The 17,969-nt window shown below is 39.8% G+C and carries 14 protein-coding genes, 1 tRNA gene and 2 pseudogenes; 6 read left to right on the forward strand and 11 right to left on the reverse strand.

Translation table 11 applies throughout. The features are described 5' to 3' along the window. The first annotated feature begins 613 nt into the window (after positions 1-613). Positions 614-1,185, forward strand: a pseudogene (locus NDK47_RS19905) (TetR/AcrR family transcriptional regulator). 499 nt (positions 1,186-1,684) lie between these two features. Here the strand turns inward: NDK47_RS19905 and NDK47_RS19910 are convergent. The 4 genes from NDK47_RS19910 to NDK47_RS19925 form a co-directional block, all read right to left on the reverse strand. Next, positions 1,685-2,329: a hypothetical protein gene (locus NDK47_RS19910; protein ID WP_251871508.1), complete on the reverse strand. Its 645-nt coding sequence runs from the start codon at positions 2,327-2,329 to the stop codon at positions 1,685-1,687. A 13-nt stretch (positions 2,330-2,342) separates the two neighbouring features. Further along, positions 2,343-3,275, reverse strand: coding sequence for a hypothetical protein (locus NDK47_RS19915; RefSeq protein WP_251871509.1), 933 nt, complete (start codon positions 3,273-3,275; stop codon positions 2,343-2,345). Positions 3,276-3,921: 646 nt separating this feature from the next. After that, positions 3,922-5,274, reverse strand: coding sequence for a YopA family protein (locus NDK47_RS19920; protein WP_251871510.1), 1,353 nt, complete (start codon positions 5,272-5,274; stop codon positions 3,922-3,924). Between the two features lie 1,032 nt (positions 5,275-6,306). Beyond that, the gene (locus NDK47_RS19925; RefSeq protein WP_251871511.1) at positions 6,307-6,732 is read right to left on the reverse strand and encodes an SgcJ/EcaC family oxidoreductase; all 426 of its coding nucleotides are present in this window, start codon (positions 6,730-6,732) and stop codon (positions 6,307-6,309) included. Between the two features lie 153 nt (positions 6,733-6,885). Here NDK47_RS19925 and NDK47_RS19930 point away from each other — a divergent pair, with 153 nt between their 5' ends. Continuing rightward, positions 6,886-7,371 (forward strand): MarR family winged helix-turn-helix transcriptional regulator, encoded by a 486-nt coding sequence (locus NDK47_RS19930; RefSeq protein ID WP_251871512.1) that lies wholly within the window; start codon positions 6,886-6,888, stop codon positions 7,369-7,371. Between the two features lie 314 nt (positions 7,372-7,685). Here the strand turns inward: NDK47_RS19930 and NDK47_RS19935 are convergent, their stop codons facing one another. The 4 genes from NDK47_RS19935 to NDK47_RS19950 all read right to left on the reverse strand — a co-directional run bounded on the left by NDK47_RS19935 (position 7,686) and on the right by NDK47_RS19950 (position 12,146). Continuing rightward, positions 7,686-8,243, reverse strand: coding sequence for a DUF1697 domain-containing protein (locus NDK47_RS19935; RefSeq protein WP_251871513.1), 558 nt, complete (start codon positions 8,241-8,243; stop codon positions 7,686-7,688). Positions 8,244-8,406: 163 nt separating this feature from the next. After that, a complete protein-coding gene (locus tag NDK47_RS19940) occupies positions 8,407-8,715 on the reverse strand; it encodes an MmcQ/YjbR family DNA-binding protein (RefSeq protein WP_251871514.1) in 309 nt (102 codons plus the stop codon). A gap of 175 nt (positions 8,716-8,890) precedes the next feature. Then, on the reverse strand, positions 8,891-10,336 hold the full coding sequence (locus NDK47_RS19945) for a YcdB/YcdC domain-containing protein (protein WP_251871515.1): 1,446 nt from the start codon (positions 10,334-10,336) through the stop codon (positions 8,891-8,893). Between the two features lie 331 nt (positions 10,337-10,667). Next, a complete protein-coding gene (locus NDK47_RS19950) occupies positions 10,668-12,146 on the reverse strand; it encodes a YcdB/YcdC domain-containing protein (RefSeq protein ID WP_251871516.1) in 1,479 nt (492 codons plus the stop codon). Between the two features lie 230 nt (positions 12,147-12,376). On the opposite strand from NDK47_RS19950, the gene NDK47_RS19955 reads away from it, so the two are divergent. The 4 genes from NDK47_RS19955 to NDK47_RS19970 all read left to right on the forward strand — a co-directional run bounded on the left by NDK47_RS19955 (position 12,377) and on the right by NDK47_RS19970 (position 15,056). Next, positions 12,377-12,637, forward strand: coding sequence for a DinB family protein (locus NDK47_RS19955; protein WP_251871517.1), 261 nt, complete (start codon positions 12,377-12,379; stop codon positions 12,635-12,637). Continuing rightward, complete coding sequence (locus NDK47_RS19960) at positions 12,603-12,815, forward strand: DinB family protein (RefSeq protein ID WP_251871518.1); 213 nt, start codon at positions 12,603-12,605, stop codon at positions 12,813-12,815. The genes NDK47_RS19955 and NDK47_RS19960 overlap by 35 nt, the downstream gene beginning before the upstream one ends. Before the next feature lie 381 nt (positions 12,816-13,196). Further along, positions 13,197-13,982: a TetR/AcrR family transcriptional regulator gene (locus tag NDK47_RS19965; protein WP_251871519.1), complete on the forward strand. Its 786-nt coding sequence runs from the start codon at positions 13,197-13,199 to the stop codon at positions 13,980-13,982. A 114-nt stretch (positions 13,983-14,096) separates the two neighbouring features. After that, positions 14,097-15,056 carry an alpha/beta fold hydrolase gene (locus NDK47_RS19970; RefSeq protein WP_251871520.1) on the forward strand — a complete coding sequence of 320 codons (960 nt, stop codon included), beginning with the start codon at positions 14,097-14,099 and terminating at the stop codon, positions 15,054-15,056. A gap of 428 nt (positions 15,057-15,484) precedes the next feature. On the opposite strand, the pseudogene NDK47_RS19975 reads toward NDK47_RS19970, so the two are convergent. The 3 genes and pseudogenes from NDK47_RS19975 to NDK47_RS19985 form a co-directional block, all read right to left on the reverse strand. Further along, positions 15,485-16,035, reverse strand: a pseudogene (locus NDK47_RS19975) (DUF1697 domain-containing protein). A 390-nt stretch (positions 16,036-16,425) separates the two neighbouring features. Beyond that, positions 16,426-17,664, reverse strand: a complete 1,239-nt coding sequence (gene sstT / locus NDK47_RS19980) for a serine/threonine transporter SstT (protein WP_251871521.1) — start codon at positions 17,662-17,664, stop codon at positions 16,426-16,428. A gap of 199 nt (positions 17,665-17,863) precedes the next feature. Continuing rightward, positions 17,864-17,939: transfer RNA gene (locus NDK47_RS19985), tRNA-Ala, on the reverse strand. Between the last annotated feature and the right edge of the window lie 30 nt (positions 17,940-17,969).

Below are 17,969 nucleotides of genomic sequence, written 5' to 3' on the forward strand. Positions count from 1 at the left end.
TGTGATACGGACATTATATTCGTCAATCCCTGGACAGGCAATACCGTCAGCTTTCGGGCATTATGCTTCAGCGTAAACAGTTCCATCTTCATCTTGTAGCTCTAATGCTATCGTTCTTTCTTCCTCATTTGTATGTTTTGATTTCAGCACCCATTTCATGATTGGGACCACCTTGGATTTTTGCCTTCAGTTTTCCTCTGAATTACAGAATTATACGGAGACTCATAATAAGATGCTGCTCCTTTGAGTCCAGTTTTTTTGAATAAGATCTGTGATGTCCGTTTAGATTTTCGAGAAGGTCTTCTTAGGGCAAAAACGTAAAAGAAGCTGACCCTACCATTTGTCCATGTACGTATATTGCAAATTTCCATTGACTGACCATTCAGTTACAAAACAAGATTGTCACAAAGAGTTTTAATCATTAATTGGGGAAAATTGAGGCGAGGACGTTGTTCATTCACGGTACGATAGATTGGCCGGACATACTCAAAATTGGAGCGAGTTCCCTCGATCCGGTTTGCCGAAATCGAAGGGGCAGACCATATGCTTATGTTGACACACGCTCAAGAACTCGCCGAGCATATCCTTAATTTTGTACAGGGAGGATTCGATAATGCCGCGGACCCCGGAAGAAAATGATCGGATTCGTCAATCCACCAAAGAAAATATTCGCTCATCCGCTATGGAGACTTTTATCGAACGCGGCTACCATAATGCTTCGATACAATATTGCTAAACGGGCCTGAGTGTCCAAAGGCTTGATTTACAATTATTACAAAGGGAAGGAAGAACTGCTTGCAGAAATTGTAGAGCACCGGACCGAAGATCAGCGAAGTGATGCAAACTGCTGCTTCTCTCGTCTCCCCAGCTGAACAATTAAAATATATAGTCCAAGGCGCACTCTACGGTGTCAGGCAGCGTCCTCGAGTTTACCGCTCTTATTTGCCGGAAGCGGGTCAAGTCCTGTCCAAATACAGCCAAATGCTCAATGAGGCGATGGCCAGACTATTCGAGGTACAGTGTGGGATGTTCATAGAACTTGGAGCCGCGGATGCGCGCATAAAATCGCTATACTTCTCTTCTGCTCTTCAAAGAGCTATGTTGCTGACATCCACATACCCTGATCATTACCCGGTCGAAGAAACAAAAGAGCAGGTTATTCGGCACTTTTGTTCCGATAGCTAAATCATCGTATATTAGGTATGACGTTAGGGACATGTTTTTCCCATCAACTCTCTTCTCTTTAATAAAAGCAGCCACCAACATGCCATCTGTGCATACGCCTTACAAAACCTGCGCTACGAAAGATCTCCATAAAAGGGCCACTTTTTTAAGTGTCCATCTTATGGGTCACAGTTCAATATCCGATAGTCCGTATTTTGTCTACACAATTGCTTTTATGAGTCTCCTCCTATTTGATTTACGGCACGTGCTGCTTATCGTTATTTTATGTATACGGGAATCCAGCCCGGAAATATTTTATATATCGCTCAAACAAAAAACACAGCCTGTATTTCATCTGTGTTTTAGGTTGATATATGGTTGAGCATAGCGGGATCGATCCGCTGACCACTACACTGCGCTCTCTGTCGGAGAGGTTAGTTTAACTGCCCATGATGCTATCAAACAAACAAAAACTAATTAACCTTTTAGCAAACTAACCCTCCTTGCAACAAGAAATAGTTTAAAAGCCTTCGCTACCATTGTCTTCCTTTGCTTGATGTCCAAGAAAAAGTATATAGTTATAAAGTATTGAAATATTTCTAATCGATATGAATAAACTATGAAAAATCATAGCAATCCACGGTATTGCAAATAAAGTAATAATGATTCTTTCGTAAAGATCCGAGTATTTCAATTGTGGAAGATATGTTAATACAGTTCCAAGGGTATTAAATACAAATATCAGAATTCCACCAATCACCAAAATAGCAAGTTCTATAATAATTGAATAACCGAATAGTGACACTGTCTGTTTCAGTAAGTTGGAAGAATTCTCATTATCATCTTGTCTCTCCGAGGCATATAATTTTCCAAGCGCTTTGGTGTTTGATGCTGCAATCACCGAAAGACTAGCAGTATTGAAACCGGCGAGTATTGCAACGACCGTGAGTGCAACGGTGTTAAAATCTTTAAGAATAGAAACTATACCGTTTGCATCTTTAATGACTACAATTGCGATTACTGATACAAAGCACGCAATTGCTATCGGGATATTTCTATCAAAAGATACCTCTTCCCTTGATGAATACTTTCGATAGTCCTTCCAAATGGCTATTACAAACTCATTTGTTTGTCCCTTTTTCTTCACTTTCGTTTCAATAGTCACACTAATCAACACCTTATTGGTTTTGTCTTGCCAAAGTTATTAATTGAGTGATCATATCATCTTGGTATACTAATCCATTTGTGTTAATTGCTACCTTGACTTCAAATTTCTTTGTATGATTTTCCCAACTTATTGTTTTTGGCCGCCCCATTGTTGTGGTACCTTGAACAATAACATTCCTATACAGTTCGTGGTCTTGCAAACCTTCAAGGAATTGTTCAATTCCGCGAACCCCCATCCTTCGCTCTTTATTAACTATTGAGAATTCAACCTCATGATACAGATCAACTCCATTTAATTGGTTATTAATAGCTGTCACAATATTATTTTGCCTTGCATTAGCAACAGTACATTGAATCGTAGTTTTCTTAATTCTAGCCAATCTTCTTACTTCATCCATAAATGTCGTATCAATAGAGTAATCAAGTTGAATAAATGTCTCATTGGCTATCATCATTCTTCTGGCATTACGACGATTATAAGAGTTGATATAATTTTGAAAACCTTCAATCTTGGACCGAAAGTAATTATCTACCGTAGCACCAGTTGCAATGCGTTTGTTATCGGATTGGAGTAAAAATAAACCTGTCGTTTTATCTAGAACAAAGTAGGTTCTATTCTCCTCGCCTTCAGTAATTCTTTTATTATTTGCCCTCCTTTCCATCGTTCTTGCGTCAATCCAATCTGGTGTTTCACCATAACGAGCAGAAATAAACCAACCGCAATAATAATCATTATCGTAGTCGTCATTAAATTGTTCAAGAAAAATAAATCTGTCTCCAAGGTCCTGGGATCTAGATTGCAACATCACTATGTGGTTAAAAAATGCGACAACATCATCTATGTCAAATCTATTGATTATTAACTCGTTTGATAACAAATTTAATTTTGGAGTCCTAATTCTCATAGCTAGAACTGCAAAAGTTTTTCTTCTAACTCTTGCCATTTGGACGCACTTCCCCTTTCTTTGACTAATCCCATTATGTTCCAATAGCCATTCCAAGGAAAGAGAACATTTGTTCTTACATTATCATAACTTCTATAAAAAAAAAAGACTCATCTAAAATTAGTAGTTTTAAGAGCTTCTACGAACGCTCGCCAAATTGTTAATGATATACCCAAAATATAGTTATTAGGACACACTCCATATTTTCTTTATCTATCAAAAAATGTATCGAGGATCGTCAAGGACTTACATAGATAAGAAGGTTCCCCATTATTCTTGACTATCCTCGGTTCAGAAAATACAATATCATCTCGTGTGAAATGAAGAGATTCAGGTAGTCAATTCGGAGATGAGCCTTTGCCCCAATAATGATTTTTGTCAATATATTGTCTTTTTGTTTTTAGAAAAAAGTGAAAGTCAAAAAACCACTTGAACTTGTGCAAGTGGTGCTATGAAACGAAGGAGGATGATTGAACCGATAACCTTTATAATGCCAATGCAGCACTCTTCCGTAATGGTTGGTTACACTTCTTCATTTTCTTTATTATTAGGAGATTTATTCCAAATAGCTGTTAAAATTGTTAAAAACCATTAATATAACTCTTTGCAAGTAGATTCAAATGAGTACTTTATAATATACATAACTCTAGTTTTTATGTTTATGTATAGACCACGGAACATATTCGTATGATTTCGGTCCATATTTTTTATTTAGCCGATTAAAATATTTCCCATCATATTGAAGTAAAAAAAGAATACAGAGTTCTAAATACTGTCTTCCTAATAATAAAATATTGTTTTTTTGAGAATCAGATAGACTATTTATTTTTTTATTATTGATAGGATGAATAATATTGTTTCTAACATCTGTATAAAGATGTACACCATCCTTATACCATCTTCTTAAAATCTTAAAGTCTTCAAGCTCTGGAATTTGTAACTCTATGCCTATTTCCTTTAATAATAACCTAATTTTATCAGAAGCTCTCAATTCCCTTGAGAATGTATCTTGTTTAATTTTGCCTTTATCGATAACAAGATAGGTCCAGGCGATCATTTCTAAAGCAGGCTGAACAGATATTATTTTATTGTCAATATGGTCAGCAGATTGACTTTCTAGGTACCATTTAAATATCATAGGTAAAGCTTGTTTCCAAATAGGGTCAAGAAGTTTTTTATGTAAAGGTTCGAGCATACATTCTAACTTCATATCAATTGGGAAAGACGTAACAGCATTTCTATATCCAGAAATAGAAGGGATAAAATATTTTTCCCAAATCAAGTCAACACTATTTGTTATCCCTTTGAAATTGCATATTGCAACATTTCTACATGAAATAAAAGATAATAACCATTGAAGCGCTCCTAAAAGCGATTCGCACTCCTCAATAGTAAATTTACTCCCATCCTTTTTTTCGAGCTTTCCGATATGAGTTATTCCGTATCCAACTGTAGCATTTAAAATTTTGTAATAGTGTTCACGATCTTCCCGAACATCTAATGTTACATTCCAATCACCTAATTCAAAGTAACTTCTACCCCTGTATATATATTCACCGTTGGTTGATTTAAGAAATTCTCTACCCGTATCTTTGCAATTAACTACACAGAATATTAAACATGTTACTTCTATAACATCTTTTTGTAATTGATTTTCTTGTAAAGATCCGAATATGCTAATTATATCCTTACGTTTATTATATTCAGTGGTAATTGTCCCGATATTCCCTAAATGACCACAATCTGTTAGTACATATCCTGAAGTTCTCTCTTTTAAAAAAATTACATCTGAATTATCTACTAACTCGCCCCAAAAATCTAGCCTTGGAACTGGAAGCCATTTGATTTTGATTTCACCTAAAAACGGAATAAGAAATGGCTCGATAGTTATATAGCAATAACCTTTATAAATAACTATATCTTCATTTACTTGATAACGAAGAAAATTTGATTGCAGAGGAGATGGACTTTCTTCCAAGTCGAAAGAAAAAATACTCAAATTACTTCCTGCCCTTCAATAATATTATCGAAACGAATATATTAGTAGGAGCCCCGAATTTGAATAATCTATTTGTGCTTCATATCTAAAGATATTATAACTACAATTTCATCCAACTAAATGTTATAAAAGAGTTTAAAATAATTTAATTTTTTTAATTAATGGAGGGAGAACCATTGTTGAGCTACTTATTTGACCTTGGAAATAAAATCACTGAGGAAAAAACAAAGGGTACTAATGTTTATCATCTCTTGCAATATGTTTGGTTAATTGAACTATACTATTTAATGTTAAATTCTTTGTCCCTATTTATTGTACAGGTTCTCGAAATAAAGGAATTTACTGAATTAATTCCATCTATAATAATTAAATATAATGATAATACAATGAACTTATTTCAACTTTGGAGCCCATTCATATTAATTTTCGGTATAGGAATGTTTGTATCTTCTGTTTTCGTAACAATGTCGAAATACATTCTCTTCACAAAAAACTCTGGTATTGTTTTGTACCATGCAGATGCCGGCAAGTTTTTTTCGAAATGGCTATTAATTATTTCTTTAACATATTACGTATACACATGGACAGGCAAATTTCTTCCACTTGTAATGATACTTCTTGCCTTACTTACTCAAGCCTTGAATAAAATTAGGAATATGCTGGAAGATAAGTATCATATAACGTTTCGATAACTAAAACTCATTAATTGAGTAAAGTTAAATGATTATGATGACGTGAAAAATATTATTGAAATACCACTCCCACACAAGGGCTGGAAATGCATCGGATACCCATTAGGATAACAGTCAATTCAGGGATTACGACAGTAGAGAATATGCAATCTACCGCCAATTCGACCTACAAGGCTCGGCTGAATCCATGCAAAGCCGCTTTACTTGCGGAATTAGCGGAAGAGTTAGAATACTCTTTTTATTATCCTAAGACAACTGAAGAGCGCTGCAGGAACCCCCGGTTATCAAGACGACCTTTCCCCTTAATCCATCATCCATTTGCATCCACCATTCATGCAGATTATCGCTTGCCTTGAGGCATCGGTTGAATGCGGCAATTATGGAAAGCGGTCAACTTCCATTCATCGTTCTGCTTGACGACCACGTTCGTATTAATCGATTCCCGATCATTCGGATCATAGACCTGCTCGGCGAGACGAACCTCTCCGATTGCGTGCACGATTGCTACGTCCGGTGTAATGAATCGGGGCTGCAAATCGGATAATGCGCTGGATTCCAGGACAGAGCCTTTCAGCGGGCCGTTAAACAGCATCTGGTGGACGTCGGCAATTTGCTTCCTGCCCCTCAGGTGTTGGCCCATGAAAGTGACATAATCGGCGTCTTCCGTAAAGCAACTGCCGTAGGCTTCCCCGTCTCCTTTGTTCCACGCGTCGTTCAATCTCGCGAACAGTTGGTTGATCGCCTTCAAGTCCTCTTGTTTGGTCATTTGAACCATTCCTCTCATGAATGAAATTTGTATTGCGGAGCTGACCTCTTGTGCTATACTTGGGAGCAAATAAATCTTGATACAACAACCATCTTACATGATCTAATATCTTAATCGATTAAGATAATATCATCATAAGGAGATAATTTCTAAATGTCAACAGATAATTTTTCATCCGAATTTGCCAGTCTTCCCTCATTGCAGCAAAAATTGCTGTACGAATTGCGGCAGAATAGCGCACGAGCCGTCATGTTTCATCAACTGATCTCGGAAAAAATGGGGCTGAATGCCACCGATCACAAATGTCTGGATTTCCTGAATCGCACCGGTCCCGTTACGGCCGGACAGTTGGCTCAATTGACCGGCCTCACGACGGGGGCCATTACGAGTGTCATCGATCGGTTGGAACAGGCAGGTTATGTTTCCAGAGATAAGGACCCGAATGATCGAAGACGCGTCGTCGTCAAGTGCGTGCCGGAAGGGTCGGCTCGTATTTCGCCCTTGTTTCAATCTGTTAGTCAATCCACGCTCCAGATCATCTCGCAATATACGGACGAGGAGTTGCAGTTGATCCTGAATTTCCTCAGGCAATGCAACGACATGACGTTAGCCGAGATGAACAAGCTGAAAGAAGAATAAGACAGTAAGGAAAACCCCGACTACCTTGAGTCGGGTTGGCTTGCCTACCGTTTGATTCGACCCACGGACGAGGAACGAAATCCACCGTTCGCAAAAACCATTACGGCTCCGTCGAACGCAAAAAAACACGCCCGATGTTGGCGTGTTTACTATTTTTTATGGTGGTGCATAGCGGGATCGAACCGCTGACCTCTACACTGCCAGTGTAGCGCTTTCCCATCGTGGCTGCCAAACTCACGATTACTTAAAATTCCATCACGAAATATGTGTACATAAGTGTCTTGTCATGTTGGATTTTATGATGACGTCCGCATTCATCCTATCCATTGCTTTTCTGTTTCCAGCATCAGCTCATATATTTTACGTGTCGTATTTACATTTCTGATCGTCATCTGTTTATACAATTTCGTACCAACCAACTTTGTCATGCTGCCTTTTGTCACGTTTATTTTGTCAATCGCCCATAGAATCGCACCTGGAGCATACTTCACCGTCTCGATCTCCGGTTTGAAGGTCAGCTGATCGAGAACGGATTCGTCATTGATATCTTCCCATAAAAAAAGGACGTCGCTCCTCATTTTATCATCGTTTGTCCATGATTCGGGAAGCGAGGACATTACTTTCTTCATGTCTTCTAAACTAAGTACCAGCACCTTGATCTGTAAACCGAAGGTATTCAGAATCGCTTTTTCGAGAATCTGCGCTATATCATTTTTGGAGTGGTCGGCGGTTGTAAAAATAATATTGCCCGAATTGATATACGTTACGACGTTTTTCATTCCGGCTTGCTCGAATGATTTTTTAAGTATTTTCATATCTACTTTGTTTTTTCCGCCGACATTGATCCCGCGGAGCAGAGCAGTATAGACCATCATTACCTCCTGGATTGGTTTCATTTCAGAAGGAAGTTAAATATCCTTGAATATCAATGTTAACAGAAATTACCCAAAAAACATATGAATCCAGATAATTGGTATGGTTTCGTATGATATGTGTGCCTGTTTCATGAAGCGATCTTTACCCGCCGTGATTAAACTATCGATTGCAAGATTCACTGTAGGCTTTAACCAGTTTTTTAGGTGATACAAGCTTCCATGCTTGTATCAGTAAATCACCAAATTCTTTTTGATTGATACGATCGATGCGAACCATCATGAAAGAAAGTTTCGCGAAACTGTCAGGCACACGAAAGACCTCTGGGGCGATTGACGTATATGCGTCCCGGTTATCATGCGTCGTTTTTATTGCAACAGATACCCCGTCAGGCTGAATCACTGCAAAAATTTTGTTCCTCACCCGAAACGATAATTTTCCCCAATGCTCGTGTTCTTCTGTTTCCGGCATATATTTTCTGAGAGAAAAGAATAAGGTAACGATCTTGCCAATTAAGAATAAGACAAATTCTGCTTTATTCTTTAAAAAAGTGGCAAGAATGATTACATTATCCTCTTCATCTCCTATCGTTAATTGTCAGCACGATTTTAACATACCAGTTTCTGCCTGACAACATCCTTGAGTCCTACTCTTCGACTTTACCTGTCAGGGCATTGATAATGTTAATATGAATTGAATAGGCAAGAACCGGTTTGGCCAACCTCTCTCCATTAATAAGTGGATAGATGTATTGCAGTTCAGTGGGCTTCGCCAGCAAGGCCTTGGCTGCTGCATCTGTGGAGACAGCCTTCCTCTTATCCGGGAGCTTGGCAGGCTTTTGGTCGAGCTCTTGATGGTACCTGGTGATTTTCCCCGTAACTCCATTCACACAAATACCAATACTTGGTCCGTATTTCAGCGGAAGTCCCTCAACAGATGGCACAAACTCTACTACATACTCATGTGGATTCTGCGTATCTGGATTCACCCTGTAGTAGAACTCCTTTTCTTCCTGTTTGAGATATGGTTGCAGGAACTGAACAGCTTTCTCAAGAGCCTGCTTTTCCGACAATGTTGCCTTCCCTTTTTGGGGTTCGGCGTTCGAATAGCTTATAAAACCGATCACAACGCCATCCTTCGTAAACAAAACCTCATTTTCATCAGGGGAAACATAGACTCTTTCCTTCTCGTCTCTGACACCGTTGAAGGTACTACCCTTCAAGCTGATACCAAACTCGCTTTCATAAATCCGCGTTGCCTCCTGCTCATTCTTCACCTTTACTACCTTTCCACCGGGTGTGAGGGAGATTGGGTTCCATCTCCAGGTTTTGTATTGCCGAACAGGGATCAACTCAGCTCCTGTTACTGCGTCTACATAACCGGAGAATACAGCGGAGTAGACGAGATCGGTCTTATTTTCACCAAGGGTGTACATGAGTTGCATATGAGGTGCGATAAAACGATTGAGCTGATCTTTCTTCATCGCCTGGGCTGGAGGGAGGAAGTCAGCAGGATTGACGTTTGTCAGCGTGTTTTCTCCTTCCGAAATGTAGGTTACCTGTCCCGCACTGTTTACTTCCAGCTGAAACTCATCACCAACTACCTCAATGCCATTTACATAGCGGCTATAGATGACATCGCCTACACCAAGCCGCGTTACCTTGTACAGGCTGCGCATTTCACCGATCCACCCCTCCATGAAGGTATCGGCGCTCTTATAGGCAAGCTTGTCATCAGGAATTTCTAGATCCTTGTCATTCAATAAAAACGTAAGCAGTTTCCCGGTTTCTGCATGGATATAGGCTCTGGCAAAGAATTCATTATTTTTTTCATAACGGATTTCGTACACAGGCAGGTGGTCTTTCGTTTCCAAGGTAATTTGTCTTGATGTGTCATCGAGCGCTGGGAAGAGCATTTGCAGCTTTTGCTCCGTTCGTTTTGCCTTTTCGCTAAGCTGGTTTTCCTGAAGGTTAGCTGCTGCTTGTTGGTTCCCTGCCTGATTTGCCATGACTGTGCCCATGGCTGGTGACAGGAGCAGTGCGGCTGTTAGTACGATGCCTGCCAGTACAGGATAACGCCTTTGAGTGGTCATACGTGTATCCTCCATCTTTTTTTGACGTTGAAGCTCACACAATTAAGACGATATTTGGAAATGATTGTCACATGATAAGAAAACATATCTCACAAGAAAAACGACTTCATCTGTCGAAAATATGAAAACTTTAGACTAGATAATAATGTTGTAGACTGAAATAATAAAGAGGTAGACTGACGGCATTGCTCAACTAACGGGCAGAAGAATCGGTAGAGGGTGATTCGTATTGAAAACGATCCAAAAAATGTATGAGCATTTAGATTGGGCTAACCAACGTATTTTTAAAACACTGCAAAGTATTGAAGATGAAAATCAGGAGATATCGCGTTTATTTTTCCATATCCTTCATGCTGAAAAAGTTACCTGTCAGGGCATTGATATCGTTAACATCAATGTAATAGGCAAGAACCGGTTTGGCTAACCTCTCACCATTAACGAATGGGTAGATGTATCGCAGTTCAGTGGGTTTCGCCAGCAGGGCCTTGGCTGCTGTATCTATGGAGACAGCCTTCCTCTTATCCGGGAGCTTGGCGGGCTTTTGGTCGAGCCTTTGATTGTACCATGTGATTTTCCCCGTTTCTCCATTTACACCGATACCACTGCCTCCTCGGTAGTCCAAAGGAAGTCCCTCAACAGATGGCACAAACGTTACTACGTACTCATGTGGATTCTGCGTACCAGGATGATTCACCCTGTAGTAGAACTCCTTTTCTTCCCGTTTGAGATAGGTTTGCAGGAACTGAACAGCTTTCTCAAGAACCTGCTTTTCCGACAATGTTGCCTTCCCTTTTTGGGGTTGGCCGTTCGCATAGCTTTGAAATCCGATCACAACGTCATCCTTCATAAATAAAAACTCTTTTTCATCAGGGGAAAAATAAAAACTTTCCATCTGGCCTTTGCCGATGTTGCTGTTGAAGGTACTACCCTTCAGGCTGATACCAAACTCACTTTCGTAAATCTGCTTTGCCTCCTGCTCATTCTTCACCTTTACTACCTTTCCACCAGGCGTGAGGGAGATTGGTTTCCACCTCCAGGTTCTGTATTGCCGATTAGTGATCAGCTCAGCTCCTGTTACTGCGTCCACATAACCGGAGAATACAGCGGAGTAGACGAGATCGGTCTGATTTTCACCAGTCTTGTACATGAGTTGCAGTAGGGGTGGGATACAGCGACTGAGTTGATCTTTCTTCATCGCTTGGGCTGGGGGGAGGAAATCCGCTGGATCGATGTTTGTCAGCGTGTTTTCTCCTGCCGAAACGCCGGTTACCTGTCCCGCACTGTTTACTGATAACCGAAACTCATCTCCTACTACCTCGATGCCATTTACATAGCGGCTATAGATGACATCGCCTACAGGAGCCCGCGTTACCTTGTACAGGCTGCGCATTTCACCGATCAGGCCCTCCATGAAGGTATCGGCGCTCTTATAGGCCAGCTTGTCATCAGGATTTTTAAAATCCGGAACCTTGCTATCCCAATAAAACGTAAGCAGATTCCCGGTTTCTGCATGGATATTGGCACTGGCAAAGAATTCATTATTTTTTTCATAACGGATTTCGTACACAGGCAGGTGGTCTTTCGTTTCCAAGGTAATTTGTCTTGATGTGTCATCGAGCGCTGGGAAGAGCATTTGCAGCTTTTGCTCCGTTCGTTTTGCCTTTTCGCTTAATTGATTTTCCTGAAGGTTAGCTGCTGCTTGTTGGTTGCCCGCCTGATTTGCCATGACTGTGCCCATGGCTGGTGACAGGAGCAGTGCGGCTGTTAGTACGATGCCTGCCAGTACAGGATAACGCCTTTGAGTGGTCATACGTGTATCCTCCATCTTTTTTTGACGTTGAAGCTCACACAATTAAGACGATGTTTGGAAATGATTGTCACATGATAAGAAAACATATCTCACAAGAAAAACGACTTCATCTGTCCGAAAATAGAAAAACTTTAGACTAGATAATAATGTTGTAGACTGAAATAATAAAGAGGTAGGCTGACGGCATTGCTCAACTATCGGGCATAAGAATTGGTAGAGGGTGATTCGTATTGAAAACGATCCAAAAGATGTATGAGCATTTAGATTGGGCTAACCAACGTATTTTTAAAACACTGCAGAGTATTGAAGATGAAAATCAGGAGATATGGCGTTTATTATCCCATATCCTTCATGCAGAAAAAATATGGATTACTAGATTACGTGGAGTGGACAGTTCACAACTTCCCATATGGTCGGAGAGCGATTTAGAGATCTGTGCAGAACTTATGAAACAAAATGAAAGCTTTTTTTACGAATTTGGCAAATACTGACCTAGATAAAATAATCGCCTGCACGAATAGTAAAGGAAGAGAGTTTAGGTATTCTGTACGGGATATTTTAACTCATGTAGCATTGCATGGTCAGTATCACCGAGGACAGATTAACTCACGACTTCGAGCAGTTGGTATTGAACCAGTTCATGTTGACTTTATTAGATTTGTGAGATAATTGTCCTTGCAGACATGAATAAAAGAGCGGCAGTCACGTTCAGTGGGTTGAAGAAAGGTGTAAAATAATCCGTCCCCAATTCGTCCCCAACAGACCTAAATGGTCATATCCTCTGGTTGGCTGCCGTTCCCCCAAAATGACGAAAACCCCTGATTTCTCAAGGGTTTTAATGTCTTTCATATGGTGGAGCTTAGCGGGATCGAACCGCTGACCTCTACACTGCCAGTGTAGCGCTCTCCCACAATGGTCGGTTTCACTCCCCTACTACAACATAGTTTATTGAGTTACATGGTTGTACTTGACAAGTTATTTCCAAATAATTACTATAAATACATACTATAAAGTATCTAATTACTGCTATGTAAAGTATAAGGTGAAAAAATGAGATCCTCAAAACAAATTCAAAAAGCTGTTATCGAAATGGCTCATCGTATTCCGCATGATAAAGTAACATTTGCTGATGTGGCAAAATTATCTGGACTACATTGGACTACGGTTCAAAGGTATTTCGGAAATAAGGAAGCAATGAAGACATTTATTTTGCAAAATTACGAGAATCCTTCTATGGCGGATACACGAACCAAAATCTTGAACTCTGCTAATCGAGTATTTGCTAAACATGGCTATAGTCGAGCTACACTTGATTTAATAGCGCATGAAGCAGGAATGACCAAAGGTGCTGTATATTGGCACTTTTCGAGTAAAAGCGATTTATTCCTTACATTGTGTGAACTGAGCCTAGATCACCTTCAAAGTAGACTTCCAAAACAGGTTCAAGAGGTATTAACTTCTGATCATCCAATGGAGTCGTTGAGACTATTACTAGTATCAGAATTTGAATCATGCAAAGAAGATAGAGGGGAACGCACCTTACTTTTCTTCGAATTTGTTTCAAATATCCGTGAGCCTCTAGTCCAAGAAAAGTTAAATGCTGCTTTTACTAAATTAATTCTAAGCACTTCAATATTTTTAGAGGAAATGCAACGTAAACATCTCATTTCAGAGGACTCGGACCCACACGAATTAGCCATAACTATTCATGCTCTTATCAACGGGGCAGTTCTCATGTGGCTCATTTCACCAGAACAAGTTTCTTTTGATTCACTTGCTGCAGAGATCTCCAAGGTGTTATGGAATGGGATTCATTCAGAATCGTATAAAGATTAAATAGCCCGTATTATTACGGGTTTTTTAAAACGCCATTACATACCTGCGAGTATGTTTTTATAGCAATAAAAATATAGTATTTAATCTACAACAATACAAAGGAGAGTAATGTCGATGTGGATAGCTGTTGTTTTAACGTTCGTAGTAATATTAGGGGGACTCATCTGGTTTAACCAATACAAATTTAAGCAAGCGGACCTAAAGTTTCCTCCGAGTGGTCAGTTCGTTACAGTAGAAGGTATCCAATTGCACTATATTCGAAAAGGTTCAGGTAAACCCGTAGTGTTTCTCCATGGAGGTGTCTTAACTGGTAATGATTTTATAAATGTACTTAATATCGCAGCTACCAAAGGATACCAGGCGATTGCCTTTGACCGTCCCGGATATGGACATAGTGAAAGACCAAAGTCCCATAAAGTTACCCCGATGGTTCAGGCACGTCTTATTAATGCTGCTTTAAAGAAGTTAGGCATAGAAAAACCAATCATAGTTGGGCATTCTTGGAGCGGATTGTTGGTATTGTCATACGCTTTACTTTATCCGAAGGAAATTGATGGGATTGTCACCATCGCTGCGGCGATGTATAAGGAAGGTTATCCAGCAGAAAACGGAGATCCGATTTCAAAACTTGTAACGACTCCTGTAATCGGGAAGCTGTTTCTCCATACGGTATTACGTAGTCCGCTTGGAACTTTCTTAGCGGATCGTATTTTACAAGCCACTTTTGCTCCAGAAGAGATTCCTAACGGTTATCGGGAAGCTACTCATGCGCTATGGCTCCGACCAGGGCAGTTTAGAGCAAATCGCGAGGATATTTTGGCTTTTTCACCTGCTGCAAAGAATATAAGTGCTCGTTATAAGGAAATACAAAATCCAATTGTAATTGTAGTAGGAGATAAAGACCCGTTTGGAGTAAAAGAGCAGGCTATTCGATTAAAGGAAGATATTCCTCATGCTGAGCTTATAATTCTACCAGAAGTAGCTCATATGATACCACAAAACCATCCGAAGCACGTAGTTGAGATCATTAATAGACTTGTAAAGTCAAAAAATTCAAACGTTATCAAGGTATAATGACATAAAGTTGATTTCACTGTGCCCCAATATTTCTAGCACCGAGCAAATATGAGAAGATCCCAGCACTGGGTTTCTCTGAATACAGTTAGCTCTCCTACCAATTGATTCGACCCACGCACGACGAACGAAATTCACCGTTCGAAAAAACCAATACGGCTCCGTCGGATGCAAAAAAACACGCCCGATGTTGGCGTGTTTACTATTTTTTGTATGGTTGAGCATAGCAAGATCGAACCGCTGACCTCTACACTGCCAGTGTAGCGCTCTACCGCCGTGGTCGATTTTACTGCCAAACTCACGATTACTTAAAAATTCATCACGAAACATGGAGTATACATAAGTGTCTTGTCATTTTGGATTTTCATCTAGCTTTGTATTGACTCATAAGAGGATTCATCTCCTATATGATGAAGTCCGCATTCATCCTACCCATTTTTTTCTGCTGCCAACATCAGCTCATATATTCTACGTGTCGTATTTACATTCCTGATCGTCATCTGTTTATACAATTTCGTACCAACCAACTTTGTCATGCTGCCTTCGCCCCGTTTATTTTGTCAATTGCCCATAAAATCGCACCTGGAGCATACTTCACCGTTTCGATCTCCGGTTTGAAGGTCAGCTGATCGAGAACGGATTCGTCATTGATATCTTCCCATAAAAATAGGACGTCGCTCCTCATTTTATCATCGTTTGTCCATGATTCAGGAAGCGAGGACATTACTTTCTTCATGTCTTCTAAACTTAGTACCAGCACCTTGATATGCAATCCGAAGGTATTCAGAATTGCTTTTTCGAGAATATGCGCTATATCATTTTTGGAGTGGTCGGTGGTTGTAAAAATAATATTGCCCGAATTGATATAAGTTACGACGTTTTTCATTCCGGCTTGCTCGAATGTTTGTTTAAGTATTTTCATATCTACTTTGTTTTTTCCGCCGACATTGATCCCGCGAAGCAGAGCAGTATAGACCATATTGCCTCCAGGATTGGTAAAATTTCAGAAGGAAGAAGTTATTTATACTTTACTATCAATGTTAACAGAAATTACCGAAAAAACATATGAATCCAGAAAAAGACCGCCCTAGCAAAGGTCGGCGGTCTGCGAATGAGGATGCGTTTCCTTCATGGCGATCCGGTTAACGATAATGAATATGATCTCAATGATCATTCTCGACACCATCGTTACCGGAATAAAAATCAGGGTCACTGCACCCCAGAATCGGAAAAGCTCTTCTCCTTACCGGGTTCAACTCATTGAATCGTAACCTCTGGCTCCATTTCCATAAAAAAACTACACCTCGAATTGCTAGTAGAATCTAACAATTGGGGTGCAGTTCAATTACCCGCTAAGAAGATATCATCTTTATGCTGCTTCGTTGATGTTTATTTTTTTGCCTTTTTTACGCCACTCTTTAAATTCAGCAGCTGCTGTGAAAAGTACGTCTGTAGATGAGTTAAGTGCTGTTTCACAAGAGTCTTGTAAAACACCGATGATAAAGCCTACTCCAACAACCTGCATCGCAACATCAGCAGAGATTCCAAATAAGCTGCACGCTAGAGGAATCAGTAACAAGGATCCACCAGCAACCCCTGAAGCACCACAAGCACATATCGCTGATAGTACGCTGAGGATGATTGCTGTAGGGATGTCCACCTGAATACCAAGTGTGTGAACCGCCGCAAGTGTCAAAACAGAAATGGTAACAGCGGCACCAGCCATATTAATGGTTGCACCTAATGGAATGGATACTGAATAACTATCTTTATTTAAACCAAGATTTTCACATAATTTCATATTTACAGGAATATTCGCAGCTGAGCTACGTGTAAAGAATGCTGTAATACCACTTTCCTTTAAGCACTTAAAAACAAGCGGGAAAGGGTTTTGACGTATAACGATGAACACAATAATTGGATTGACAACTAACGCCACAAAGACCATACAGCCAAGTAATACCGCAAGTAATTTTCCATAGCTTAGTAACGACTCAATTCCATTTGTTGTAATAGAATCAAATACTAGACCCATGATTCCTAGTGGTGCAAACTTAATCACCCATGTAACCATTTTGGATACAGCATCTGAAAAATTAGAAATCATCGTTTTTGTCGTATCAGGGGCATTTCTTAAAGCCAAACCAAGGAGTACCGCCCAAGCTAAAATACCGATATAGTTCGCATTATAAATTGCCTTAATTGGGTTATCAACAACGTTTAGCAGTAATGATTTGAGAACCTCTACAACACCGCCAGGAGCCGTCACACCTTCAGCGGCATTTGCAAGTGTTAAGCTTACGGGAAAAATAAAACTTACAATTACTGCGGTTAATCCAGCTAAAAAGGTTCCTAAAAGATACAGGACGATAATGGATTTCATATTCGTTTGGTGACCACTCTTGTGTTGAGCGATGGCTGACATGACCAAGAAGAGCACCAACACAGGTGCAACCGCTTTCAAAGCACCTACAAATAAAGTGCCTAAAATTAAAACAGGCTTTGCTGTTTCGGGGATCGTAACAGCTAGGGTAATACCAATAATCAAACCTACAATTATTTGTTTTACCAGGCTCAATTGACTCCACTTTTTCAGTATACTTTTCATAGATGTTCCCCCAGTAGTTGAAGATAAAAATTGTAATATCGAGCTATTCATTTCTAATAACCCTGCGATAAAGTTTAATTTCTTTAAACAAATACTATTATAATGAATTTTTCTACACTTTACAACATTCATTACTATACTTATCAACATGATTCAAGACAAAAAAACGGCATCTCTGCCGTTTTTAATGTCTTTCATATGGTGGAGCATAGCGGGATCGAACCGCTGACCTCTACACTGCCAGTGTAGCGCTCTCCCAGCTGAGCTAATGCCCCATATGTACATCAATCATTGTTGCTTACAAA

The organism is Brevibacillus ruminantium (assembly GCF_023746555.1).
Classification (GTDB): Bacteria; Bacillota; Bacilli; order Brevibacillales; family Brevibacillaceae; genus Brevibacillus; species Brevibacillus ruminantium.